This is a genomic window from Flintibacter sp., from assembly GCF_046973065.1.
In genome coordinates, this window is record NZ_JBKVXZ010000008.1 from 49,494 (window position 1) to 72,018 (window position 22,525).

Here is a 22,525-nt window from a genome sequence, read left to right on the forward strand (position 1 = left end):
TTAAATTTTCCGCTTGTCGATGACCCGGACCGCCTTGCCCTCGCTGCGGACAATGGACTTGGGGGCCACCAGGGTAACCTTAGCGGCCAGACCCAGCAGAGAGCGCAGGCCCTCCACCAGTTCCTTCTGCCGGCGGTCGATCTCGCCCAGGTTGTCGGTAAACATCTCGGGAGTCATCTCCACCTGGATATCCAGCGTGTCAGTGGACTTGACCCGATCCACGATAATCTGGTAGTTGGCCGGATAGCCGTGGTTGAGGAGCACAGTCTCAATCTGAGAGGGGAAGACGTTGACGCCGCGGATGATGAGCATATCATCGCTGCGGCCCATGGGCTTGCTCATCTTCACGAAGGTACGTCCGCAGGAACACTTCTCGTGACGGATCACACCGATGTCCCGGGTGCGGTAGCGCAGCAGGGGGAAGGCCTGGCGGGTGATGCAGGAGAAGACGATCTCACCCTGCTGACCCTCGGGCAGCACCTCTCCGGTCTCGGGATCGATGATCTCGATAATAAAGTGGTCCTCGTTGACGTGCATTCCGTTCTGCTCGGAGCACTCGTAGGCCACGCCGGGACCCATGATCTCGGTCAGGCCATAGATGTCATAGGCCTTGATGCCCAGCTTCTCCTGGATATCCTGGCGCATCTCCTCACTCCAGGCCTCGGCACCGAAGATGCCCGCCTTCAGAGGAATGTCCTTGCCGGTGAGTCCCATCTCGTGGAGGGTCTCGCCGATAAAGGCGGCGTAGGAGGGGGTGCAGCACAAAACGGTAGAGCCAAAGTCCCGGAGAATGGTAATCTGCCGCTGGGTGTTTCCGGAGGAGACGGGAATGACCGTGGCGCCCAGCTTGGTAGCGCCGCCGTGCAGTCCCAGACCGCCGGTAAACAGGCCATAACCATAGGAGATATGTACCTTATCCTCCTCGGTGGCACCCACGGCCACCAGCTGACGGGCCACAATATCGTCCCAGATATCCAGGTCCTCCCGGGTATAGCCTACCACGATCTGCTTTCCGGTGGTTCCGGAGGAGGCATGCAGCCGCACCACATCCTTCATGGGAACGGCAAACAGCCCATAGGGATAGGTATCCCGCAGGTCCTTTTTATAGGTAAAGGGCAGCTTGTGCAGGTCGTCCACCGACTTAATGTCCTCCGGACGCACTCCCTTTTCGTCCATCAGCTTCTTGTAATAAGGCACGTGGTCATAGGCATGGCGCACCCGCTTGACCAGGCGCTCATCCTGCCAGGCACGAATTTGCTCCCGAGAGGCGCATTCAATCTCGGGCTGATAATACCGTTCCAATGGATTCATCCCTCTCTTGTGTATCTCGTGATCTTGCTTTTCTCCTAAATAAGGCCCATCCCATCTGCCTTCCCGGCGGGCTTTCGCCTTATGGAAGGCATCTCTTCAGGCGGGCGCAGAGGCAAAGCGCAGCTTTGCATAAAATTCTTTGCGAAGCTTTCTTTTAAGAAAGCTTCCCCAGCTCGAAGGCCTTCTTGTTCAGCTCCAGGAACTTGGGGGGCACCATGGCCTCCAGGGAAGCCTGCCAGGCCTCCTCCGGCAGGTCGAAGTAGTGAGACAGCCGGCCCATGAGCACAATATTCACTGCCTTAGAGGAACCCGCCTGCTCGGCCAGAGCCAGACAGTCCAGCGCGTCCACCTTGGCTCCGGTGGCCTTCATCTTCTCCACCAGATTCTCGGGGTACTTGGCGGCCCCGGTAATAACAGGCATGGGATCGATCTGCTGAGTGGAGGTGACGATCTGTCCGTCGGGCTTGAGATACTCCAGCCAACGGGCGGCCTCCAGCAGCTCGAAGGAGACAATAAAGTCCGCCTCGCCCTTGTCAATGACAGGAGAATTCACCTTGTCGCCGTAGCGCACATAGGTAACCACGCTGCCGCCGCGCTGGGACATACCGTGGACCTCGGACACCTTGACGTCATATCCCTGCTCCATGAGCAGGTGGCCCAGCAGCTTACTGGCCAGCAGGGAGCCCTGGCCACCCACGCCTACGATCATAATATTCTTGGTTTCCATTGCCTTAACCCTCCTTGCCGGTGCTCTCAAAGGCCCCCACGGGGCACAGCTGCTCGCACACACCGCAGCCCACGCACAGGGTGTTGTCCACCCAGGCCTTGCCCTCCTTGATGGAGATGGCGGGGCAGCCGATCTTCATGCAACTCTTACAGCCGATGCACTTTTCCTTGTTCACCGCCAGAGGCGCGTTGTGTTTGACGTACTTCAAGAGAGCGCAGGGACGGCGGGAGATGATGACGGAGGGCTCGTTGGCGGCCAGCTCTTCCTTCACCGCCTGGTCACAGGCCTTCAGGTCGTAAGGATCCACCACCCGAACCCGGTTGAAGCCCATGGCCTTGCACAGGGATTCCAGATCGATCTTACCGGCGGGGTCGCCCTTGATGTTGTAGCCGGTGGTGGGGTTCTGCTGGTGGCCGGTCATGCCGGTGATGGAGTTGTCCAGAATGATGACGGTAGAATTGGACTGGTTGTAGGCGATGTTGGCCAGACCGGTCATACCAGAGTGCATGAAGGTGGAGTCGCCGATGACGGCCACGGTCTTGCCCTCAGTCTCCTCCCCACGGGCCTTGTTGAAGCCGTGGATGCCGGAGATGGAGCCGCCCATGCACAGGGTCATGTCCATGGCGGACAGGGGAGCCACCGCACCCAGGGTGTAGCAGCCGATGTCGCCCAGGACGGTGCACTTATTCTTGTTCAGGGTGTAGAACAGGCCGCGGTGGGGACAGCCGGCGCACATAACAGGGGGACGGGGAGGAATGGCGTCCTCCAGGGTCTTGCCGGTATGTACGGTACCGCCCAGCTTGGAGGCCACCAGGTTCTGGGAGAACTCACCCTCCAGAGGCAGCACGTTCTTGCCCCAAACCTTCAGGCCCAGCTTGCGGCAGTGGTCCTCGATGATGGAGTCCAGCTCCTCAACGACCACCAGCTTGTCCACCTTGCTGGCAAAGTCCAGAATCAACTTCACAGGCAGGGGGTTGACCATGCCCAGCTTGAGCACCGACACGCTGTCCCCAAAGACCTCCTTCACATACTGATAGGAGGTGGAAGAGGTGATCACGCCCATAGAGGTGCCGCCCATCTCTACCCGGTTGAGGTCACAGGTCTCGGCCAACTCGGTGAGCTTGCGGGTGCGCTCCTCCACCACAGGGTGACGGCGGATAGCGTTGCCCGGCATCATCACGTACTTGGCGATGTTCTTCTCATAGGGCTTCTCCGCCTCGGTGCGCTCCCCCAGCTCCACCAGGGACTGGGAGTGGGACACGCGGGTGCACATCTTCAGGATGACCGGGGTGTCAAACTCCTCGGAAATCTCATAGGCCCGCTTGGCAAAGGCCAGGGCCTCGGCGGAGTCAGAGGGCTCCAGCATAGGCACCTTGGCGGCAATGGCATAGTGGCGGGAGTCCTGCTCGTTCTGAGAGGAGTGCATGCCCGCATCGTCGGCCACGGCGATGACCATGCCCGCATTCACACCGGTGTAGGAGATGGTGAACAGCGGGTCGGCAGCCACGTTGAGGCCCACGTGCTTCATACCGCAGAAGGAGCGCTTGCCGGCAAGGCAGGCGCCAAAGGCGGTCTCCATGGCTACCTTCTCATTGGGAGCCCACTCACAGTAGATGGCGTCGTACTTGGCGGCCTCTTCGGTGATCTCGGTACTGGGGGTACCGGGGTAGCTGGAGGCCACAGAGCACCCCGCCTCATACAGTCCACGGGCAACAGCCGCGTTGCCCAACATCAGTTGTTTCATAGTCTTCCCTGCTTTCTTCCTGATTCAGTCTTTTTTGTCCAGGCCTTCCCGGATGATGATGTCCCGTACCACACCGCCTGCGCCGCCTTCCAGCATGGACCGGCGGACCCGGCTGATGGTAGCGCTGCTGGCTCCAGTCTTCTCCAGGATGTCCAGATAGACCAGACCCTGCTGGAGGTAGACGGCCACATCAAAGCGCTGCTCCATAGACTGCAGCTCCGTGGGGGTACAGAGATCCTCAAAAAATTTCCGGCACTCGTCCAGGTCCTTCAACTTCAAAATGGTCTCATACAGGGCCTGGCTGCGCTCTTTACGCTCCGTTTTTGCCATAAGGCTTCTCCTTTCCTCCGGGACGGACGGAAGTTCCCGGCTTTCCCTTTATATTAACACATTAAAGTGTGAAGGTAAACAGGTATTTCAAAAAAATTTTACGGTTTACACAAGTGAAGCGGCTGTCCAAATAGACAGCCGCTACTTTATCCATATAGAGCATTGGTTCAATCGACTCTTTCATTCAGTCCCCAACCATCTTCTAATTCGCCACGCTTCACTTTTCTTAAGTATCGCAGAATAATTTGTTGGCTATATGCTGGCACAGTGCGCATGCCCTGCTCCGCCAATATGCGCAGCTGCTCATACTCTTTTTCCGGAATTGAAATCCGCAAGATTTTTCTTTTTTGTCTATCCATGCCTCTCACCCCCTATATTTTAACCTGTTTCAGGTTGAAAGTAAATACTCTGTTTTAGGTTAACCTATACTGAGTCCGAGGTGATGCAATATGTATCCCAGAATCCGCGCCCTGCGTGAGGACCACGACCTGAGCCAGCGGCAGGTGGCTGAAATGCTGGGTATGTCCCAAACCGGCTATTCCAAATACGAGACAGGGGAAAATGATATTCCCACCGCTGTCCTGATCAAATTATCCACATTCTATCATACCAGTGTGGATTATCTTCTGGGCTTGACCCCAGTTTCCTCCCCTTATCCTACTACCAAATAAACCAACATAAAAAAGTGGCTACCTCACAGGCAGCCACTTTTTATTTCTTATTCAGGCAAAAACCTTACTTCACGCTCTCGCCGGCGACCTTCTTGGCCTTGATCTCCTTGATGGCGTCGCGGTAGCTCAGGTTCACGCGGCCCTTGTCGTCGATGTCGGTGACCTTGACCCAGATCATGTCGCCGATGTTGACCACATCCTCCACCTTCTCCACACGGCGGTCAGCCAGCTTGGAGATGTGGACCATGCCGTCCTTGCCGGGAGCCAGCTCCACGAAGGCGCCGAACTGCAGGATGCGCACGACCTTGCCGTAGTACAGCTCGCCCACCTGGGGAACGAACACGATGGTCTCGATCATCTTCTTGGCGGCGTCGCAGGCCTCGGCGTTGGGGGAGGCGATGTGGATGGTGCCGTCGTCCTCGATGTCCACGGTAGCGCCGGACTCGGCGGTGATCTTCTGGATCACGGAGCCGCCCTTACCGATAACCTCGCGGATCTTGTCGGGATCGATCTTCATGGTAATCATCTTGGGAGCATACTTGCTCACCTCAGCGCGGGGAGCGGAGATGCAGGGCAGCATGATCTCGTCCAGGATGGCGTAGCGGGCATCGCGGGTGATGTCCAGAGCCTCCTTGATGATCTCGTGGGTCAGACCGTCGTTCTTCAGGTCCATCTGGATGGCGGTGATACCGGCCTTGGTACCGGCAACCTTGAAGTCCATCTCGCCGTGGAAGTCCTCCACGCCCTGGATGTCGATGAAGGTGGTGAAGCCGCCGTTGTCGTCCTGAATGAGGCCGCAGGAAATGCCAGCCACGGGAGCCTTGATGGGCACACCGGCATCCATCAGAGCCAGAGTGGAGCCGCAGATGGAGCCCTGAGAGGTAGAACCGTTGGAGGACAGAACCTCAGACACGACCCGGATGGCGTAGGGGAACTCCTCCACGGAGGGCAGCACGGGCACCAGAGCGCGCTCAGCCAGAGCGCCGTGGCCGTACTCGCGGCGGTTGGTGGAACGGGGAGCGCGGGCCTCACCCACAGAGTAGGGGGGGAAGTTGTAGTGGTGCATATAGCGCTTCTCGTCCTCTTCCCAGATGGTGTCCAGCTTCTGGCAGGCAGCCAGGGTGTTCAGGGTACACACGGACAGAACCTGAGTCTGACCGCGGGTGAACAGGCCGGAACCGTGGACGCGGGGCAGCACACCGACCTCGGCAGCCAGAGGACGGATCTCGTTCTTGGCGCGGCCGTCCACGCGGTGGCCTTCCAGCAGCCAAGCCTTGACGATCTTCTTCTGGAACTTGTAAGTGAACTCCTCCAGGTACTGGTCCATGTCGGGGTACTCTTCCAGATACTTCTCGTGCCACTTGTCGATCATGGCGTTCCAGCGGGTCTCACGCACGTTCTTGTCGTCGGTGTCCATGGCGGCCTTGGCCTCGTCCATGAACTCGTCCACGATCTTGTCAAACAGCTCCTGGTTGAACTGAGCGTGCTCATACTCCATCTTGGGCTTGCCGATCTCGGCAACGATCTGGTTGATGAAGTCGATCTGCTTCTTGATCTCCTCGTGAGCCTTCACGATACCGGCATACATGATCTCGTCGGGGATCTCGTCGGCGCCGGCCTCGATCATGACCACCTTCTCAGCGGTAGCGGCCACGGTCACGTCCATGCGGGAGGTCTTACGCTGCTCCTGGTTGGGGTTGAGGACGATCTGGCCATCGCAGTAACCCACCTCCAGGCAGCCGATGGGGCCGGCGAAGGGGATCTCGGAGTAGCTCACGCAGGCGGAGGCGCCGATCATGGCAGCCACCTCGGGGGAGCAGTCATAGTCCACGCTCATGACAGTGCACTGGATGCACACGTCGTTGCGGAAGTCGTAGGGGAACAGGGGGCGCATGGGCCGGTCGATCAGGCGGGAAGCCAGAACGGCGGGCAGGGAGGGACGGCCCTCACGGCGCATAAAGGAGCCGGGGATGCGGCCCACAGCGTACAGCTTCTCCTCAAACTCAACAGAGAGGGGGAAGAAGTCGATGCCGTCACGGGGACGGGGAGAGACGGTAACGGCCACCAGCACGGTGGTCTCGCCGTACTTAACCATAGCGGAAGCGCTGGCCAGCTCGGCCACCTTGCCCACCTCGATGGTCAGGGGACGGCCGCACAGGTCCATGGTCCAGCTCTTGTAGTTGTTAAACTGCTTGTGCTTGATAACGGTTGACATTTGGTAATCCTCCTTTTGTATTGATTTGCCCGGGAGGTCTCACCTTTTAGCACTTGAATATAGGTCGAAACACAGGGCGCGCGTCTATCCTCCGCGCTTCGGCGCATATTCAACTGCTAAAAAAGCGGGATCGCTCCCGGTTTTTGGTTTGTTTTAGATGCGAACATAGGGCAGCGCGTTAAAACGCTGCCCTATGCGGCAAAACTTACTTACGGATGCCCAGCTTGGCAATGATAGCACGGTAACGCTCGATGTCCTTAGCCATCAGATAGTCCAGCATCTTGCGGCGCTTACCGACCATCTTCAGCAGGCCACGACGGGAGTGGTTGTCCTGCTTGTGGACCTTCAGGTGCTCGGTCAGCTCGTTGATGCGAGCGGTCAGAATGGCGATCTGAACCTCGGGAGAACCGGTGTCAGTGGGGTGAGTGCGGTTGGCCTCAATAACGGCAGTCTTTTCGTCCTTACGAATCATGGGAATTTCCACCTTTCTTATTATTCTGCCCAAAGAGCTGCGTAACGGGCGGGTGAAGCCCTGCCCTCTTGGACAGGCCGTACCCCGCAACGAAGCGGATGGGCGCGCGTGATTTCACGCTGGGATACTATATCACATTTTTTCCAGTCTGTAAAGAAAAAAGTCACCTTTTTTTGAATTTCTCTGCCCTTTTAAACATTTTGTATGTTTAATACAAAACGGAACGGCTCCCCAGCAAGGAAACCGTCCCGTTTGTTGATCCATTTTCAGAAGGGCAGGCCCAGTCCGCCGGTCAGCTTCTGCATGGAGCTGGAGGCGTCGTTATCGGCGCTGCGCATGGCCTCGTTCACCGCGGCCACGATGAGGTCCTGGAGCATCTCCACATCATCGGGATCCACGGCCTCGGGGTCGATCTCCAGATTCTTCAGTTCGTGCTTGCCGTTGACGGTCGCAGTGACCACGCCGCCGCCGGCAGCCGCGGTGTACTCCTTCTCCTGCAGCTCCTGCTGCATCTTCATCATGTCCTGCTGCATCTTCTGGGCCTGCTTGATCATGTTCATGTTCATGCCGCCACCCATGCCGCCCAGTCCGCGGCTGTTAAATCCCTTTGCCATAGCCAAAACACTCCTTATTCTGTGTTACTGTATTTTAATGTTGTCAAACTTTTCCCCAAAGGCCAGCAGGGCATCCAGAGCGTCCCCGCTCCCCTGTGCCGGAACAGCCTGCGTAGCAAGCGCCGGAGCGGCCAGGTCCTCTGCCGGGGGTTTTCCCGCGATCACCGATACCCGGGCGCCGGTGACACCAAAGCAGACATCGGCTGCCTGGGCCAGCCCCTGAAGGACCGGGGGCTTATTCAGCATGGCCCGGGTGAACTCGGTATCCGTCCACAGGGTCAGCGCCTTGTTTTTCCACACGCCGGTTACCTTGGCGGGGTTATTGAGGTAAGGCAGCACCGAAGCAGGCACCTTGCCCCGCAGTCCGGCTACAAAGGAGGGCCAGAAGGCGGAGGTTCCACCCTGCATTCCCCCAGCCGGAGTTGACTGCGCAGGAGCTGCCTGAGCAGGGGGCACCTGGGCTGTGGGAGCCGGAGCCTGGGGTACGGGTGCGCTGGCCGGAACAGCCTCCGGCTCAGGCCAGGAGGGCTCCTCTTCCGGTTCCGGAGGCAGAGGCGGACGCTCTTCCTCCCAAGGGGGCGTATCCTCAACCGCCGGCTTGACCGGCGCCTGCACAGGCGCGGCAGCCGGGACAGGCCGCTGGGCCGCGGGCGCGGACGGAGCACTCTGGACCGGCTGTGCCTGGACAGGCACACCCTTGGCCAGCTGTTCCTCCAGCCGGGCTACCCGGGCGGACAGGCCTGCAAAGGACTCGTCCAGTCCCTCATCGCTGAGCCGAATGAGACACAGCTCCGCGTCGGTACGGCGGTTGACACTGCGGCTCAGCTCGGGCAGTGTCTCCTGTAAGGTTTTCAAAATCTGCAGCAGCCGCTGGGCAGTAAACTGTTCGCCTAGGGCTCGCATGGTGGACTCATCATATCCGCCGGTAAGCAGGGCAGCTCCACCCCGGGGCGCGGTCTTGCGCAGCAGCAGATCCCGGGCCAGGCCGGACAGCTCGGAAAGCACCGAGCCTACATCCTTTCCGTTGCGGTACAGGCGGGACAGGGTCTCCAGCGCCGCGGCGGTATCCCGCTGGGCCAGCTGGCCCATGAGCTTGGCAGTCTCCAGATTGCCTGCCAGGCCCAGGGTGTCCAGAATCTCCTGCTCGTCCACCCGCTGTCCGCCTCCGGCGCACTGGTCCAGCAGGGACAAAGCGTCCCGCAGGCCGCCGTCGGCCAGGCGGGAGAGCAGAGCGGCTCCCTCCTCTGTCAGATCGATGCCCTCCTGCTGGGCCACATAGCCCAGACGCTGGGCAATCTGACCGGGCAGGATGCGCTTGAACGAGAACTGCTGGCACCGGGACTTGATGGTGGCGGGCACCTTGTGAAGCTCGGTGGTAGCCAGGATAAACATCAGGTGGGCCGGAGGCTCCTCCAGGATCTTCAGCAAGGCGTTGAACGCGGGGGTGGAGAGCATGTGCACCTCGTCTACGATGTAGACCCGCTTTTTCACCGCCGCGGGGGTGTATACCGCCTCGTCCCGCAGGGCTCGGACCTGATCCACGCCGTTGTTAGAGGCGGCGTCCAGCTCCAGCACGTCCAGGATAGACCCGTTCTCAATGCCCAGGCAGGCGAGGCACTGGTTGCAGGGGTTGCCATTGACCGGGCTTTGACAGTTCACCGCCCGGGACAGGATCTTGGCGCAGGTGGTCTTTCCGGTTCCCCGGGTTCCGGTGAACAGATAGGCGTGGCTCAGCCGTCCGCCGGACACCTGCTGCTTCAGGGTCTGGGTGATATGCTCCTGCCCCACCACGTCGTCAAAGGTGCGGGGGCGCCACTTGCGGTACAGGGCCTGATACACGTTAAAATCACCTCGAAAAAAAGAAAACTTCGGCGAAAAGCAAGGCCGCACACCGGCCTTTGAAGCGCGCGGTATGCCCGTTACCTGGACAGCCGGCTCAAGAACAGTAACCCCACGGCACACGCGGCTTGCCGCTTAGTGCTGCTCGGCTCCCCGCCTGACACGGTTCACGGGGCCACGTTGCGCGGGACCGGTCTATCATCACTGCTTTTCCAGGTCAGACGACACATCGCACGTCCGGGGGCCGGGATTCATCCCTGCTGTAGCGGGTTGCAGGTACAGGGCACCGCTATCTCCCCAACTAGTGCGGCCTTGCTTTGCGCCGAAGTGCAAAACAAGCTAGACTGTATTTTACTATACTTCCCCCAAAATGGCAACCTATTTTTCCAAATCTGGCCGCTTCTCATAGATATCTTCAAAATTGGGCTTTACATTTTTTAAAAATCTGGTATAATACAAAAGCTGAATTGAATATCTGGGCCTGTAGCGCAGTTGGGAGAGCAAAGGGTTCAGTTTTCTGCCACACTTTTTAATTTCATATCGTTTCTTCTGTTCCGCTTGGGAACGGTTGATTTGGGCCCATAGCTCAGCTGGGAGCGCAAAGGGTTCGGTTTTCTGCCACATCTATAATTTCATATTGCTTTATTCTTCTGTTCCGCTTTTGGAACTGTTGATTTGGGCCTATAGCTCAGCTGGGAGCGCAAAGGGTTCGGTTTTCTGCCACATCTATAACTTCATATTGTTTTATTCTTCTGTTCCGCTTTTGGAACTGTTGATTTGGGCCCGTAGCTCAGTCTGGGAGAGCGTACGGTTCGCATCCGTAAGGTCGAGGGTTCGATCCCCTTCGGGTCCACCACACTCGGGAGATCTCGTTTTGAGATCTCCCGAGTTTTTTCATGCCTTCAGGATGCGCGATAGTACACACTCTTGTCCCCTTCCGGATACAGGAAGTCGAAGAACTGTGTGACACTGATTTTGAATTCCACTTCGATTTCAAAGTTCTTCCCGATATTCACCCGCTCAATGAGCTGCCGCAGGATCATCTTCTTTCCCTCAATGCTGCTGCCCGCATACAGGTCGGCCCAAGACATGATCTTGTCATACTCCTTTTGAACGGCAACGGCAGAGTTTTTCAGATCAGCCGCTTTTTCCTTGGCCTGTTCCAGCTCCTGTGCCAGTGCCGTCAGTTTGCTCCGGGTGTCCTCTATCATCTCGCCGAGGATGTCCGCTCCAAAACTACCAGTCCCGTTGATGGTCTTGATGATCTCTTTTTTGTAGCTCTCCAGCTCCCGTTCTGCGGCGGCATGGAGTTTCTCCAGATTGGCCACCGAACTGTTTGCCAGTTGGAGTTCTTTCTCCCGCTGCTTTTGAATGAGCTGGCTCCTGGGTGCAGTCTTCATTCGCTCAAAGAGTTGGATGACAATCTTAATCAATAATGCCGTCCAGTTTCTCGCCGGAGTATCCGGTCTGACCGTCACAGTCCTGAGGATGACGGATCTTGTAGTGGCAGGCGTATCGGATACGGGTTTCCCGTTTGGGCTCACCCTTGGCGCGTCTGCCGCTGCTGGTGGTCAGCACCAACTTTGAACCGCAGTGGGCGCAGTAGACCATCCCGGAGAGCAGCGACTTCCCCTTGGAGTTAAAGGGCACCTCATTGTGGTGCATTGTCCTGGCCTCCATCAGCTCCTGTGCCCGCTCATACAGATCCAGTGGAACGATTTGCAGCTCCGGAAAGATTTCTGAGCGTGTTTCCCCACTGCGCAGGATTCCAACATACATGATGTTCTTCAGCATTTTGATGATGGTGGTATTGGCGAAGTTGGTTCCCTTTCGATTGAGATAGCCGTTGTTATATAACCACCGGGACAACCGCTGTGCGCCGAACCCCTCATAGACATATTTTTCAAAGATGATGCGCACCACCGCAGCTTCATCCGGGTCAACCAGAATCTCGTTGACTTCGTGATTCTTTTTATTGAAGCGCCCCTGCTTTTCCAGGCGGTATCCATAGGGAACGATCCCGCCGCGGAACCTCCCCTCCTGCACGATTTGTGACAGACGTGTCTTTGTTCGTGCGGAGGTTTTGAGGCTCTCACCGGAAGCCTGCCAGTAACGGATATAGTTCAGCAGTTTGTCGATATGATCATCCATCTTCTGCTGCCCTTCCATTGCGCTCCACACTTCGATTCCGTTGCGGATGAACCACTCCACCACGAAGGGCGTCTCATCATCTCTCCGTCCCAGGCGGTCGAACATGAACACCAGCAGGATGTCAAACTTCCGTTCCTCGGCGTCCTGGCGGATCTCCTGAATGGCGTCGCGGTCAGCGGCAGCCACCTTGAAACCGGAGACACCTTTTTCCGCAAATTCTTTGATGATCGTCCATCCCTGACTCTCTGCAAATTCACGGCAGTATTGTTTCTGCATCGGGATATCATCTTTTTCTACCTGTCCTTTGGTAGAGACTCGATAGAGGCAGTATACTCGCTTGTTTTTTTCCATGATTGCACCTTGTCCTTTCTGGTGTAGGACTGCGGTGCATATGGTCTGCTGTTCATTCAGTTGTCAACGCCTCATGAAATGCCATCACAGCTGAGAATGAAAATATAGTCTGTGCGCAAGCTGCAAGATTTGCTAAACTGGAGACAGCAGGTGTAGTCCGGTTGCACCTTGGTGGATTTTCACCCCGTTTGTTCAACGTGGACGAATTGCCCAAGAGAACAGCAGTATGTCGCGTCACGTAAGTGAAGAGCACGAGTAGCAAAGTTCGGATACCCACCCGGGCAATTCCCAGCCTGCATCGTTCAGGGAGGGATTTGATGCAAGACATATTGACCTGCGCCATGGGACTGGATATTCATCGTGACGTTATCGTTGCCTGTCTTGCCAAAGGTGAGCTGGGCGCCGATCCAGAAATCGAGATTCGCTCCTTCAGCACACTGATTCCGGAAATGCGGAAACTGCGGGATTGGGTGTTGGAAGCAGAGTGCCACCATGTTGCTATGGAGAGCACCGGGATCTACTGGCAGCCCATTTACGAAATGCTGGAACCATGTTTTGATGGGCAAATCAGTATTCTGGTCGTGAATGCCCGCCACATGAAGAATGTGCCTGGGCGCAAAACGGATATGAGGGACGCGCAATGGATCGCCACACTGCTCCGTGCCGGATTACTAAAGGGGAGTTTTATCCCAGACAAAACGTTCCGAGAGCTGCGGCATCTGACCCGGTATCGCAAGAGCATTGTTCACGACATTACCGCCCAAAAGAATCGCATCGATAAATTTCTGCAAAGCTCCGGTTTCCGCTTCACAGCGTTTCTGTCGGACGCATTTGGCGCTTCCGGACGAAATATCATCCGCCATCTCATGGAATACGGAAGTATCTCGCGGGAGGCGTTGGACAGGTGTCTGAAGACACAGACCCGGAAACGTATCGACGAAATACTGATTGCCTTGAACGGTTCACTCTCGGAGCACCAGCGCAACTTTCTTCGCATGATATTTGGGCACTTGGAAGCTCTTGAACAGCACCGCCATACGGTGGAGGACGCTATTACGGAAGAAATCACAAAGCACGAAGAGGCATTGAGACTGCTGTGCTCCATCCCGGGCATTGATGTAACTGCGGCAGCGGCCATTATTGCGGAGATTGGTACCGATATGAGCGCCTTTCCGGATTCCCAGCATATATGCTCCTGGGCTGGTTTAAGTCCCGGTAACAATGAAAGTGCCGGAAAACGTAAGAGTGCTCACATTAACAAAGGCAATCCGTATCTGAAGAGTATGCTCTGCGAGGTGGGATGGGTCATCTCCGGAAAGCGAACCTTGCACCTCTCTGGTTGGTACTGGAAGATAAAACAGCGTAAGGGCGCAAAACGTGCAACGATTGCTTTGGCTCGCAAACTGCTGGCGCTGATCTACACGATGTTGAAGACAGGTTCTCCATACAGCGAAGAATGTTTTGAGACCCGCAGAAAACAAAGTGAGCGCAAACGGGCCTACCGCATGGTGAACGAACTGCAAAAGCTGGGATACTTTGTGCTGCCACCAGACTGATGCCCACTGTTCCATACTTCGCCCGGCGACAGGTTTTGGCCTGCCGCTTTTTGTGCTGCGATGGTTTTTCATGAGGCGTTGAAAGCCTGTTTGTCAAGGTTCACGCCCTCGCTACCTATTTTCGTAGCAAGGTTCATATGCACACACAGTATCCCACACCACTGGTAAAAAGTCTACTGAATCAAGCGGGCTTGTTCAGATTTTCAAAGTCCTGCGCCATCAACAGCGTCTGCTCAATTGCAGATACTGTGTCAGACTGTGTAACGGCGTTTTTAAAGCGGAGGGCAACAATCAGTCCGTCCACTTCCATCGTGATATATTCTGTCGGCTCAGAGTATCGGGGATGCTCCCGATCATACATCGCCTGCTGATAACTCATGTGATCATCCTCCTTTACATGGTCTGCTGCCAAGTTTGTTCTTCTTCGTGGTCGTCCTCGGCGTGGCCTTGGGCGATTTTCTTTTGCCGTTCCTTTCGAAGTGCCTTGCTATCTGCGTGGTAGTGCGTGGTGGTAGTCCTGGAGGAGATGTGCCCAATGATGGCGGACAGTGTTTTGATGTCCATGCCGTGTTCCAGGGAGATGGTGGCAAAGGTGTGCCGCAGATCGTGAAATCTGATTCTTTTGCACCCGGCGCGCTCCAGAATGACCTGGAGCCGTTTCCGCACATAGCCCGGATCGATGGGCTGCTCCGGCTTGATCCGGGATGGGAACATCAAGTCAGAGAAGATGCCTTTCCTGTACGCCAGCAGGAGTTCCACCATGGCGGGCGGCAGGATGATGGTCCGGAAGGCAGCCTTGGTCTTGGGCTCGCTGACGATCAGCTTTCCGCCCACCGGGTAGACCTGCTTGTTGATCCGCAGTTCCCCCGTCTTTTCATTCAGGTCCTCCCATCGGAGAGCCAGGATCTCACCCCGGCGAAGGCCGGTGGTCAGTTCCAGCAGAAATAACTCATACATCCCCTCCTCCTTGGCCTGAAGAAGGAACCGTTGGATCTCCTCCCCGGAGAGAACCTTCATCTCCTTTTGCTCCGGCGGCGGCAGCTTACAGCCCAGGATGGGGTTCTTTTTGATAAGGCCATCTTTGATAGCTCGTTCCAGGGACATCCGTACCACATGGTAGCAGCTGCGCACCGACCGCTCCGACATTCCCGGCCCCTTGGTGTCCCGATGGATCTTCCGGCCATTGGCTTTCATCTCGTTCAGGAACTTCTGACAGTCGGCCTGAGTCAGCTTGTTCAGCGGGATCTGCCCCAGCGCCAGGATAGCGTGGACATAGATCCACTCCTCGTATCCTTTCTGTGTGGTGGCCCGGATCGTTGGCTGGCAGTGGTTCTCATACCAGTAGACGATCCAGTCCCCGAAGCGCATATTCGGCTTGACCTTGAAGGGTTCCACCGAGCCGCAGCCATCCTGGAGCTGCTTTAGCTTTTCCAGGCACTCCGCCTTTGTTTTGGCCAGCACACTTTTGGTTTTAGCCTTTCCGTTTTCATCGTAGCCTACGATGTGCCGCCCCTCCCAGCGACCGTCCTTCCGCAGCCGGACAGTGCCTTGACCATTCTTCCGTTTTCGTGCCATGTTTCTGCCCCCTACACCATGAATTCTTCCATGAAGCCGCCCACGATCTCTGATGCCCTTCGGTGCATATCCCCGGTGACATGGGTATAGGTGTCCAGCGTGAAGGAGGTCTGGGTGTGGCCCAGAATCCCAGAGAGGGTCTTGGCGTCCACCCCGCTGGTGAGGGCATGGGTGGCGAAGGTGTGCCGCAGATCATGAAATCTCAGATCAGGGAGTCCGGCCTCGGTCATCAGTCTTTTCATCCGGTTATAGCCGCTGCTGGGCATGATCGGATCCTCCGGATGGAGTGGGTTGGGGAAGATCCATTGAGAGATCGCTGTTCGCTTCCGCTCCGTTAGGAGCTGTACCGTGCTGGGCGGTAACCTGATGATCCTTCGCCCCTTTCCGGTCTTGGTATCACCTACATAGTAGCCGCCGCCCCGTTTCCCATGCAGGGTCCTGCGAATGGAGAGCGTCCCTTTCTTTTCATCGAAGTCGCTCCACATCAGCCCACACAGTTCTCCCCGCCGCAGTCCTGTGGTAATTTCCAGATAGAAGAAGTCGTGCCACTGCCGGTCCTGTTTGATGGCCTCCATGAACCGCTCCAGCTGTGCGTCATTAAGGATGGTTCTTGTCGTAGACTCTTTCTTGGGGAGCGTCACATCCTTTGTGGGATTCTTTACGATGAGATGGCGGTCCACCGCCACATCCATTGCCTGATGCAGAATGCCGTGGATCCTCCGCACCGTGGCGCCCGCCAGCGGACCACCAGCGGCCCCGCCCTCCTTTTTCAGCTTTCGATACAGCTTCTGGACATCTCCGGCAGTGACCTTGCGGATCTCCTTATCGCCCAGATAGGGAACGATCTTGTCCCTGACATAAGCCCGGTAGCCCTCAAAGGTGGAAGGTCGCACGGAGGGCTTCGCGCACTCTGCCAGCCAAACCTCCAGTCATTCGCCCAGTGTCATCCGGCAGTCCTCTGTCAGTTCTGCCCCATCATATTCTTCCATGCACCGGTGCAGTTTTTCCAGAAGTTCCTTCTGGGTCCCCGCGGAGAGGTAGTGGAAGATGGGTGCCCCGTTCTCCTTGTGGCCGACCACGATGCGGCCTTCCCAGCGACCGTCCTCCCGCTTGCGGACCATGCCATCGCCGGACGGTCTACGCTTTGCCATTGTAAGTTTCACCTCCGAGGTTTTTATCTTTGATTTGCATCGCAGGACCTGCGTGGTCTACCGGATGGGTGGAAACCTGTGGGGCTCTGCCACCCATTGGAACAGCACCGCGCCGCAGCGGCGGCAGATCAGGCAGCGCATCCGGTTGCCCAGGATGCCATGCTTCTTGAAGGTGACGATCCCCTCGCCGTGCTGCCAGCCCAGACCAAGGTCGTCACTGCCGCAGTAGTGACAGCGTTGGATGGGCAGGTGGTTTGTGGTCATTCTTGCTCCTCCCTTCGGTCATCTCTGCGGAGCAGTTCCACCAGGCTGCCGTCGTCTTCGTCCAGCGCTTCCAGGGTCAGACGCGTTCCCAGACGGAAGCCCAGGATGAAATTCTCCAGAGCCAGCGTGCTGCCGATCTCGTTCTCCGCGTTGATGAGCCGCAGCAGCAGACTGTGGGCTTCGCCCTCCAGCAGTTTGGTCAGTTGCTCCTCGCACTCCTGAGATTGTTCCATCGCTTTCATCAGGGATGTGCTGGAACGGATCTGGCGGTCGTATGGCGTGATGTTTCCGTAGTACAGGTCTTCCAGCGTCTCTCGCATTGTGTACCTCCTCTCCTTGTCAGCAACACACCATACCACAGAAACAGAAAATAGCCACAGCAAATGCGCAGAGTTATCAAAGATTTATCATTTGGCGGTCCTGGAGGATGGTATCACATTTTGATACCATCCTCCGGTCCTATCAATATCCTGTCATGCCGCCCATGCCGCCCTGCGTCAGTTCAGGATCTTCGTGGTCATCTGCTTTATGCCCCATGGCGATCTTCTTTTCTTTGATTTTCTGACGGAGCTTGCTGTCTACCTGCAGCCCTGTTCCAGACTGGGGCAGGGATCGGTCCTGAAAGATCCTGCTCATGTGGTGGAGCAAACGGGTGACAGCCAGAAATACATGGGGCGGCCTGCCGCTGTCCTGATGTTGGAGAAGGGCTTCCGCGTAGACGTTACCCTGTGCCGCAGATTTGCTTAACCAATCAGCGCCCAACTCTTTGTCGTACTCCACGCCCTGGCCCATGAGATACAGCTTGCCAAGCATATACTGCGCGTACTGGTTTCCAGCCTGTCCCCCGCGCTCAAACCACTTCGCCGCCGTGGTGAAATTCTTTTGAACATTTTTCCCGCTGTAATATTCCTTGCCCAACCGGTAGGAGGCGAAGTGGTTTCCACCTTCGGCGGCCCGCTTCAGCCAACGGATACCATCCTCCACATCATGCACCTCCACATCATCAGAGAGCAGGAGTTTGCCGAGGGCGTACTGCGCATAGGGGTGTCCCTGCTCCTCCGACTTTTGAAACCAGTACTGGGCATTTACCCAGTCCGGTGTCAGCAGCGGACCGTCCCGCCACAGCTTTCCCATGAGGTACTGCGCGTACCTATCACCGCTTTTTGCCAGTGTTTCCAGTTCAGAGACAGCATCACTGCGCTCCTCCAGTGTCAGGCTCTCATCCCGAATCGCATCCCGAAGGCTTTCGTAGTTATAGGAAGTTTTTCGGAATTTCTCCAGCTCGCTCTCCTGCTCCACGCCCTTGTCCTCAAAGAACAAATTGCACTGCCGGATGTTTTCCGCCTCCTTGATGACGGCGTTTTTAATCTGCCTGAACGCTTTCTCTTGTGACAACCTTTTTCGTTCTCTGGGCTTATCGTGATAGTACCCATCCACCTTTCCCTGGAGGATCAACCACTGGTCGTAGCAGTCCCGCACACTGGGAAGCCGCTCCATCTCGTCTACGATTTCATCTACCAGTTTCTTTTGTGACTTTGGAAGGTAGCCATAGGACTTCTTACCCTTGACCACTTTCAGCTGCATCGCCAGTTCCAGCATGAGCCGCTCTGCCTCCGGGTGGTCGCAGATACCCTCTTTCATAACCTGCACCAACTCCAGCATGGCTTTCCGTGCTTCCTGCACCAGTTCATCTCTGCTGTTAGACTTCTGTTCGTAGAGGTGCAGCAGTTCCTGCTTGAAAATATCGTTGGTGAGTTCGGACTTGATCTGCCGGATGCCATCTCTGGATAAGTACGCCTGCCCCGGCTTTGCCGACCACGCCATCATGTGGACATGGGGGTGTTCCCCTTCATCGTGGAAGGCGGCGTACCAGCGGAAATCGTTGGGCGGGATGTTCATTGCTGCGGCGATGTCGTTGCGGTGCGTGCGGAGCAGATCCCGCCACGCCTTGGCACTGTCGTAGCCCAGCCGCACTGCATCCTCCCGCTTCAGGGAGATAATGTGGGTCCACACATTTCCGGTGTACTGTTCCAGTTCAGACATGGCGCTCTCCAAGTCCACACCATCTTCGTCACCAAACAGGCCGTGGCTGCCCAGCCGCTCTGCGCGGGGACGGGTAGCGATGTACCCGGCGTAGCCCTCCATGTTGGAGAGCTTGTCCCAGTTAGACTCCAGAGCCAGTGTGATGAACGCAGATGCATTGCACTTTGTGGGCTTTGCAGCATAGTCCTCATACTCATAGAGGGTTTTGCTGTCAGGAAAATCTTTCGTAAGTTTGTTGATGAGCTGCTCCTGCTTGCGTGTGGGCGGACGGTCGTCTGGCAGCAGTTCCACCCGTTCCCGCGTGGCGATGTAGCGCAGGTAGCCGCTGAGAGAAGTGTTCCCGCCACACTTGTAGTAGGGACTTTTGACGATCAGTCTTGCCACTCATCTCCCTCCTCCCAGACTTCCCGCACCCGTTGGTCCAGGGAGACGCGGCCATTAGTTTTCTTCACATTGCTGATGCTCTCCGCCCGGCGTAGCTTAAGATCCTCCTCGCTGAATTGATAGGCGTCCGCCAGGATACCGGCTACCATGTCCTGTTCCACGGCCTGCTTGTATAGCAGAGAGGACATCCGATTCTCCATCTGTCCCAGCCGGCCATCCACATAGGACTTGAGAGCGGTGGGGAGGAACAGCCCGGCGTCGTTGGCGCTGAGGTAGTCCAGATAGAAGTCGATGGCCCGCTCGATGAAGGCGGTGAGACTGCGGCTCCCATCCTCCCGGTAGCGGCGTTCCAGAACCGCTTTTTTCTCCGGTGTCAGGTACAGGGCAAACTTCTCTTTCTTGCTCAAAATAGGCTCCTTTCCAGGGGTTGACCCCTGATTTTTTGTTGCAGCAGGGGACTTACGGGGAAGATGACTGCACAGGGAGCGTTTCTCCTCTGTTTTTGACCCCACTTCACAGCCCCGCAGAACCCCTCGCAAACTGCCCGCACTGCGGGCAGAAGTGCTTCTGATAGGGGTCGCCTGCGACCCCTGCCTTTATCCTGCCTCTTTTTTCGTCCTCGCCTTGCGCTCTCCTCCCGGCCGACAGCGGCCCAAATCCGCCCAAAATGGCTCGGGCGGGCAGGGACTCTGCCTAGGTTCCAAAGCGGGCACACAGCGCCTCACAGCGGGTCATGCGGGGCTTTCTCTGCGCTCTGTCCCAGGAGCTTCTGCATCTTCTGCCGCTCCGTTTCTAACTCCAGTTCCTCCAGCTTGTTCTCATGGTGACGGGCGATCACATCCTGCGGCGGCAGCACCGTGAACCGCAGCGATCCGTTGCGTGTCACCCCCGCTTTGGTTGTGACCTTGGTTGGCTCTGCCGCAATCAGTCCACGCTCTTCCAGCCGTTTCACATATCTGCTCACGGTGTTCTCACACATTCCAACCGCTTCCCCAATGGTTTTGTAGCTGGGCCAGCATTGGTGCGTTTTTTGATTTTCACACCGGCGCAGATAGCAGTACACGGCCAGCTCACCTGGACTCAGTCCCAGAAGAAAAATCTCATTGGGCAGAGAGAAAAAATTTCCCATGTACTTCATCCACTACCTCCGGTATGCTCTTCCACCCACTGGATGAACTTTTCCTTGGGCACCACCATGCAGCTGCCCACGCGCAGCACCGGGAAGTCCGGTTCATGCATGAGTTCATACCCACTGGACGGTGATACGCCCAGCACCTGCGCCACCATTTCCGCATTTAAGAACAGCGGCAGCTCATCGTAACTTTGATAGACTGATTTCTTCATATAAGTTTTACCTCCTAACTTATCCAGCAAATGTTTTTGCTATTTGATCGGGTAGTCACACAAAAATAAGCGTTAAAGCATCCTCATCTTACTACTGCACAAAACGGCGCTGAAACGAAACACCTTTGACCAGAAAATGTGCGATGATTCAGTTGTCCTTAAAAACCCTTTCACTTTATTAGCGGTTGAGAATGCAATTTGAGAACCGTTTTTTTAATTTCTTAACAAATTATTTACAACAGGTTTTATAGCTCCGTTATGACCGATCCGGCCTGTGGCCATCCAGCTGGGTTTTCGAGAGCCGAAAACTTTGCCCCTCACTGATAAGGACACTCGCGGGAGATTTGTAAACCAGAAAAAGAAAAAAGTTGAGGGGCCCTGTCCTATGACAGAGCTCCTCAACTTTTCGTAGAGTTTTTTCAGCCGCTTTGATACCGCCATCTTGGACACACCGTAGATCTTGCCGATCTCTTCCATGGTCGGTTCTCTGCCATATTGGAGTCCGATAAGATCCTGGCCCTGGTCATCCAAGCAGGCTGTCCACAGCTGTCCGCAGAGTTTCAAGCTGGAGGTTCTGGAGCGCCGCATCTTCCACGGGACGCCTGACATAACACAAGCCGGACAGCACCGTTTCAAACTCACTTTTGTTCAGATGCCTTTGGTCTTGCTTAGCCTGTTCCCGCTTCCGATCCTGCTCCAGGAAGTTTGCGACCTCCTTTGGCACTGATACTGGCTCCCCATGATAGATGATAACAACTGTATCGTTCATTCTGCAACGTGTCCCCCAGCAGCTCCCCCTGTACCAAAAGCAGATCCAGCGATTCTTTGACTTGGTTCTGGATATTGACCGCACAGGACGCAACCCTCAGTTTCAGGCATCCTAGAACTATCGGTTTGATGCTCCCAGAGATCCCGGGCTGTTTCCATTCCACCCTATCCCCCTCAGCTTTGAGCCGGTGGAACCCGGGCGGTGTTCTCCTGTCCTGTACTCCTCCAGCATCTTGGACATGATCGACTACTCTCTGCGCAGCTGTGTGGAGAGAGGCATTACAGTTCGCCGCTGTAAGAACTGCGGCCGCTACTTCCCCCAGACTGGCCGGGTCAGTGCAGAGTACTGTGAACGTCCCGTGGCAAAAGGTCAGCAGACCTGCCGAGAGGCCGGGGCCTTCCAGCAGTGGACCAAGAAACAATCCGATGATCCAATTTTCAAGGCGTACCGCAAGGAGTACAACAAGCGCTTTGCCTGAATCAAGGCGGGACGTATCTCGGACATCGCTTTCTATACCTGGAGCGAACAGGCCAGAGAGATGAAGAAGAAATGCGACGGCAAAGCCATCACCTTAGATGAATTTATGGCGTGGCTGAATCAGTCCTGAAGCAAAAACAGAGGTCTTCCCCGTTCAGCGAACCGGAAGACCTCTATTTGTATTTTGCTGTAGTTCTAGGCTTTTTTGTTTTCTGCGGCGCAAGATTTTGGCTGGCTCTGCCACAATTTGCATGGTAGCAAGTGCGTTTAGACGAGGAACCGCCCCTCCTTCCATTCCAGATATCGGTGGGCAAAGGCCACATCCCAGGTAAGTATATGATGGTGAACCCACTGGCTGCGTAGGACAGACAGCTCCTCCACCCCTTTCTCAGGACTCTCCTTCTCCAGATTAATCGATAGAGCCTTGACCTCAAAAATCAGGCGCTTGTGCTCAGCCTGGTGGGCGCGGTATTCTGGGGCATTACACTTGACCATGTAGCCTTTCTCTGTATTGAAGTGCATCATGATGGCCTTCTT

General features: G+C 56.3%; 25 protein-coding genes, 1 tRNA gene, 1 other RNA gene and 1 pseudogene. 4 read left to right on the top strand and 24 right to left on the bottom strand.

Annotated elements, in window-relative coordinates:
- The 5 genes from ACLTXB_RS05030 to ACLTXB_RS05050 all read right to left on the bottom strand — a co-directional run bounded on the left by ACLTXB_RS05030 (window position 1) and on the right by ACLTXB_RS05050 (window position 4,471).
- On the bottom strand, window positions 1–1,302 hold the full coding sequence (locus ACLTXB_RS05030; RefSeq protein WP_428226266.1) for a phenylacetate--CoA ligase family protein: 1,302 nt from the start codon (window positions 1,300–1,302) through the stop codon (window positions 1–3).
- Window positions 1,303–1,465: 163 nt separating this feature from the next.
- Window positions 1,466–2,038: an indolepyruvate oxidoreductase subunit beta gene (locus ACLTXB_RS05035; RefSeq protein WP_151075300.1), complete on the bottom strand. Its 573-nt coding sequence runs from the start codon at window positions 2,036–2,038 to the stop codon at window positions 1,466–1,468.
- A gap of 4 nt (window positions 2,039–2,042) precedes the next feature.
- A complete protein-coding gene (gene iorA, locus ACLTXB_RS05040) occupies window positions 2,043–3,782 on the bottom strand; it encodes an indolepyruvate ferredoxin oxidoreductase subunit alpha (RefSeq protein WP_428226245.1) in 1,740 nt (579 codons plus the stop codon).
- Window positions 3,783–3,806: 24 nt separating this feature from the next.
- Window positions 3,807–4,112 (bottom strand): YerC/YecD family TrpR-related protein, encoded by a 306-nt coding sequence (locus ACLTXB_RS05045; protein ID WP_008982125.1) that lies wholly within the window; start codon window positions 4,110–4,112, stop codon window positions 3,807–3,809.
- Window positions 4,113–4,279: 167 nt separating this feature from the next.
- On the bottom strand, window positions 4,280–4,471 hold the full coding sequence (locus ACLTXB_RS05050; RefSeq protein ID WP_428226246.1) for a hypothetical protein: 192 nt from the start codon (window positions 4,469–4,471) through the stop codon (window positions 4,280–4,282).
- Between the two features lie 90 nt (window positions 4,472–4,561).
- Between ACLTXB_RS05050 and ACLTXB_RS05055 the strand changes: the two genes are divergently transcribed.
- Window positions 4,562–4,783, top strand: coding sequence for a helix-turn-helix domain-containing protein (locus ACLTXB_RS05055; protein WP_325207686.1), 222 nt, complete (start codon window positions 4,562–4,564; stop codon window positions 4,781–4,783).
- Window positions 4,784–4,847: 64 nt separating this feature from the next.
- Here the strand turns inward: ACLTXB_RS05055 and ACLTXB_RS05060 are convergent, their stop codons facing one another.
- The 5 genes from ACLTXB_RS05060 to ffs form a co-directional block, all read right to left on the bottom strand.
- Window positions 4,848–6,998, bottom strand: a complete 2,151-nt coding sequence (locus ACLTXB_RS05060; protein WP_428226247.1) for a polyribonucleotide nucleotidyltransferase — start codon at window positions 6,996–6,998, stop codon at window positions 4,848–4,850.
- Window positions 6,999–7,203: 205 nt separating this feature from the next.
- Window positions 7,204–7,470 carry a 30S ribosomal protein S15 gene (gene rpsO, locus ACLTXB_RS05065; protein WP_008982127.1) on the bottom strand — a complete coding sequence of 89 codons (267 nt, stop codon included), beginning with the start codon at window positions 7,468–7,470 and terminating at the stop codon, window positions 7,204–7,206.
- 266 nt (window positions 7,471–7,736) lie between these two features.
- Entirely contained in the window at window positions 7,737–8,084 is a 348-nt protein-coding gene (locus ACLTXB_RS05070) for a YbaB/EbfC family nucleoid-associated protein (RefSeq protein ID WP_008982128.1), read from the bottom strand.
- 24 nt (window positions 8,085–8,108) lie between these two features.
- Window positions 8,109–9,923: a DNA polymerase III subunit gamma/tau gene (gene dnaX, locus ACLTXB_RS05075; protein ID WP_428226248.1), complete on the bottom strand. Its 1,815-nt coding sequence runs from the start codon at window positions 9,921–9,923 to the stop codon at window positions 8,109–8,111.
- A 45-nt stretch (window positions 9,924–9,968) separates the two neighbouring features.
- Window positions 9,969–10,233: signal recognition particle sRNA large type (gene ffs, locus ACLTXB_RS05080), an RNA gene on the bottom strand.
- A 469-nt stretch (window positions 10,234–10,702) separates the two neighbouring features.
- Between ffs and ACLTXB_RS05085 the strand changes: the two genes are divergently transcribed.
- Window positions 10,703–10,779: transfer RNA gene (locus ACLTXB_RS05085), tRNA-Ala, on the top strand.
- Between the two features lie 46 nt (window positions 10,780–10,825).
- Here ACLTXB_RS05085 and ACLTXB_RS05090 read toward each other — a convergent pair.
- Window positions 10,826–11,356, bottom strand: a complete 531-nt coding sequence (locus ACLTXB_RS05090) for a hypothetical protein (RefSeq protein ID WP_428226249.1) — start codon at window positions 11,354–11,356, stop codon at window positions 10,826–10,828.
- The gene (locus ACLTXB_RS05095; RefSeq protein WP_428226250.1) at window positions 11,349–12,425 is read right to left on the bottom strand and encodes a recombinase family protein; all 1,077 of its coding nucleotides are present in this window, start codon (window positions 12,423–12,425) and stop codon (window positions 11,349–11,351) included. The genes ACLTXB_RS05090 and ACLTXB_RS05095 overlap by 8 nt, the downstream gene beginning before the upstream one ends.
- Before the next feature lie 317 nt (window positions 12,426–12,742).
- On the opposite strand from ACLTXB_RS05095, the gene ACLTXB_RS05100 reads away from it, so the two are divergent.
- Complete coding sequence (locus ACLTXB_RS05100) at window positions 12,743–13,981, top strand: IS110 family transposase (protein ID WP_412262029.1); 1,239 nt, start codon at window positions 12,743–12,745, stop codon at window positions 13,979–13,981.
- Between the two features lie 181 nt (window positions 13,982–14,162).
- Here the strand turns inward: ACLTXB_RS05100 and ACLTXB_RS05105 are convergent, their stop codons facing one another.
- The 11 genes and pseudogenes from ACLTXB_RS05105 to ACLTXB_RS05155 form a co-directional block, all read right to left on the bottom strand.
- The gene (locus ACLTXB_RS05105) at window positions 14,163–14,360 is read right to left on the bottom strand and encodes a hypothetical protein (RefSeq protein ID WP_428226251.1); all 198 of its coding nucleotides are present in this window, start codon (window positions 14,358–14,360) and stop codon (window positions 14,163–14,165) included.
- A 14-nt stretch (window positions 14,361–14,374) separates the two neighbouring features.
- Window positions 14,375–15,556, bottom strand: a complete 1,182-nt coding sequence (locus tag ACLTXB_RS05110) for a tyrosine-type recombinase/integrase (RefSeq protein WP_428226252.1) — start codon at window positions 15,554–15,556, stop codon at window positions 14,375–14,377.
- An 11-nt stretch (window positions 15,557–15,567) separates the two neighbouring features.
- A pseudogene (locus ACLTXB_RS05115) lies at window positions 15,568–16,707 on the bottom strand (tyrosine-type recombinase/integrase).
- Window positions 16,708–16,764: 57 nt separating this feature from the next.
- Window positions 16,765–16,971, bottom strand: coding sequence for a hypothetical protein (locus ACLTXB_RS05120; RefSeq protein ID WP_119345448.1), 207 nt, complete (start codon window positions 16,969–16,971; stop codon window positions 16,765–16,767).
- Window positions 16,968–17,291: a DUF6809 family protein gene (locus ACLTXB_RS05125; protein WP_428226253.1), complete on the bottom strand. Its 324-nt coding sequence runs from the start codon at window positions 17,289–17,291 to the stop codon at window positions 16,968–16,970. The genes ACLTXB_RS05120 and ACLTXB_RS05125 overlap by 4 nt, the downstream gene beginning before the upstream one ends.
- 142 nt (window positions 17,292–17,433) lie before the next feature.
- Window positions 17,434–19,398 (bottom strand): MobP3 family relaxase, encoded by a 1,965-nt coding sequence (gene mobP3, locus ACLTXB_RS05130; RefSeq protein WP_428226254.1) that lies wholly within the window; start codon window positions 19,396–19,398, stop codon window positions 17,434–17,436.
- On the bottom strand, window positions 19,386–19,805 hold the full coding sequence (locus tag ACLTXB_RS05135) for a hypothetical protein (protein WP_428226255.1): 420 nt from the start codon (window positions 19,803–19,805) through the stop codon (window positions 19,386–19,388). The genes mobP3 and ACLTXB_RS05135 overlap by 13 nt, the downstream gene beginning before the upstream one ends.
- A 314-nt stretch (window positions 19,806–20,119) precedes the next feature.
- Complete coding sequence (locus ACLTXB_RS05140; RefSeq protein WP_428226256.1) at window positions 20,120–20,536, bottom strand: helix-turn-helix domain-containing protein; 417 nt, start codon at window positions 20,534–20,536, stop codon at window positions 20,120–20,122.
- On the bottom strand, window positions 20,533–20,742 hold the full coding sequence (locus tag ACLTXB_RS05145; protein WP_428226257.1) for a helix-turn-helix transcriptional regulator: 210 nt from the start codon (window positions 20,740–20,742) through the stop codon (window positions 20,533–20,535). The genes ACLTXB_RS05140 and ACLTXB_RS05145 overlap by 4 nt, the downstream gene beginning before the upstream one ends.
- Before the next feature lie 213 nt (window positions 20,743–20,955).
- A complete protein-coding gene (locus ACLTXB_RS05150; protein ID WP_428226258.1) occupies window positions 20,956–21,219 on the bottom strand; it encodes a hypothetical protein in 264 nt (87 codons plus the stop codon).
- A 46-nt stretch (window positions 21,220–21,265) separates the two neighbouring features.
- A complete protein-coding gene (locus tag ACLTXB_RS05155; protein ID WP_428226259.1) occupies window positions 21,266–21,511 on the bottom strand; it encodes a hypothetical protein in 246 nt (81 codons plus the stop codon).
- Between the two features lie 187 nt (window positions 21,512–21,698).
- Between ACLTXB_RS05155 and ACLTXB_RS05160 the strand changes: the two genes are divergently transcribed.
- The gene (locus tag ACLTXB_RS05160) at window positions 21,699–21,989 is read left to right on the top strand and encodes a DUF6076 domain-containing protein (protein ID WP_428226260.1); all 291 of its coding nucleotides are present in this window, start codon (window positions 21,699–21,701) and stop codon (window positions 21,987–21,989) included.
- 266 nt (window positions 21,990–22,255) lie between these two features.
- Here ACLTXB_RS05160 and ACLTXB_RS05165 read toward each other — a convergent pair whose 3' ends face one another.
- Window positions 22,256–22,513, bottom strand: coding sequence for a hemerythrin family protein (locus ACLTXB_RS05165; RefSeq protein WP_428226261.1), 258 nt, complete (start codon window positions 22,511–22,513; stop codon window positions 22,256–22,258).
- Between the last annotated feature and the right edge of the window lie 12 nt (window positions 22,514–22,525).

Coding starts and splice junctions, on each gene's coding strand:
- ACLTXB_RS05140 (WP_428226256.1), bottom strand. CDS start 20,536: ATGAAGTACATGGGAAATTTTTTCTCTCTGCCCAATGAGATTTTTCTT.
- ACLTXB_RS05070 (WP_008982128.1), bottom strand. CDS start 8,084: ATGGCAAAGGGATTTAACAGCCGCGGACTGGGCGGCATGGGTGGCGGC.
- ACLTXB_RS05060 (WP_428226247.1), bottom strand. CDS start 6,998: ATGTCAACCGTTATCAAGCACAAGCAGTTTAACAACTACAAGAGCTGG.
- ACLTXB_RS05155 (WP_428226259.1), bottom strand. CDS start 21,511: ATGAACGATACAGTTGTTATCATCTATCATGGGGAGCCAGTATCAGTG.
- ACLTXB_RS05145 (WP_428226257.1), bottom strand. CDS start 20,742: ATGAAGAAATCAGTCTATCAAAGTTACGATGAGCTGCCGCTGTTCTTA.
- ACLTXB_RS05095 (WP_428226250.1), bottom strand. CDS start 12,425: ATGGAAAAAAACAAGCGAGTATACTGCCTCTATCGAGTCTCTACCAAA.
- ACLTXB_RS05150 (WP_428226258.1), bottom strand. CDS start 21,219: ATGGAAGAGATCGGCAAGATCTACGGTGTGTCCAAGATGGCGGTATCA.
- ACLTXB_RS05100 (WP_412262029.1), top strand. CDS start 12,743: ATGCAAGACATATTGACCTGCGCCATGGGACTGGATATTCATCGTGAC.
- ACLTXB_RS05125 (WP_428226253.1), bottom strand. CDS start 17,291: ATGCGAGAGACGCTGGAAGACCTGTACTACGGAAACATCACGCCATAC.
- ACLTXB_RS05120 (WP_119345448.1), bottom strand. CDS start 16,971: ATGACCACAAACCACCTGCCCATCCAACGCTGTCACTACTGCGGCAGT.
- rpsO (WP_008982127.1), bottom strand. CDS start 7,470: ATGATTCGTAAGGACGAAAAGACTGCCGTTATTGAGGCCAACCGCACT.
- ACLTXB_RS05055 (WP_325207686.1), top strand. CDS start 4,562: ATGTATCCCAGAATCCGCGCCCTGCGTGAGGACCACGACCTGAGCCAG.
- ACLTXB_RS05105 (WP_428226251.1), bottom strand. CDS start 14,360: ATGAGTTATCAGCAGGCGATGTATGATCGGGAGCATCCCCGATACTCT.
- ACLTXB_RS05035 (WP_151075300.1), bottom strand. CDS start 2,038: ATGGAAACCAAGAATATTATGATCGTAGGCGTGGGTGGCCAGGGCTCC.
- ACLTXB_RS05050 (WP_428226246.1), bottom strand. CDS start 4,471: ATGGATAGACAAAAAAGAAAAATCTTGCGGATTTCAATTCCGGAAAAA.
- iorA (WP_428226245.1), bottom strand. CDS start 3,782: ATGAAACAACTGATGTTGGGCAACGCGGCTGTTGCCCGTGGACTGTAT.
- ACLTXB_RS05045 (WP_008982125.1), bottom strand. CDS start 4,112: ATGGCAAAAACGGAGCGTAAAGAGCGCAGCCAGGCCCTGTATGAGACC.
- ACLTXB_RS05165 (WP_428226261.1), bottom strand. CDS start 22,513: ATGATGCACTTCAATACAGAGAAAGGCTACATGGTCAAGTGTAATGCC.
- ACLTXB_RS05110 (WP_428226252.1), bottom strand. CDS start 15,556: ATGGCACGAAAACGGAAGAATGGTCAAGGCACTGTCCGGCTGCGGAAG.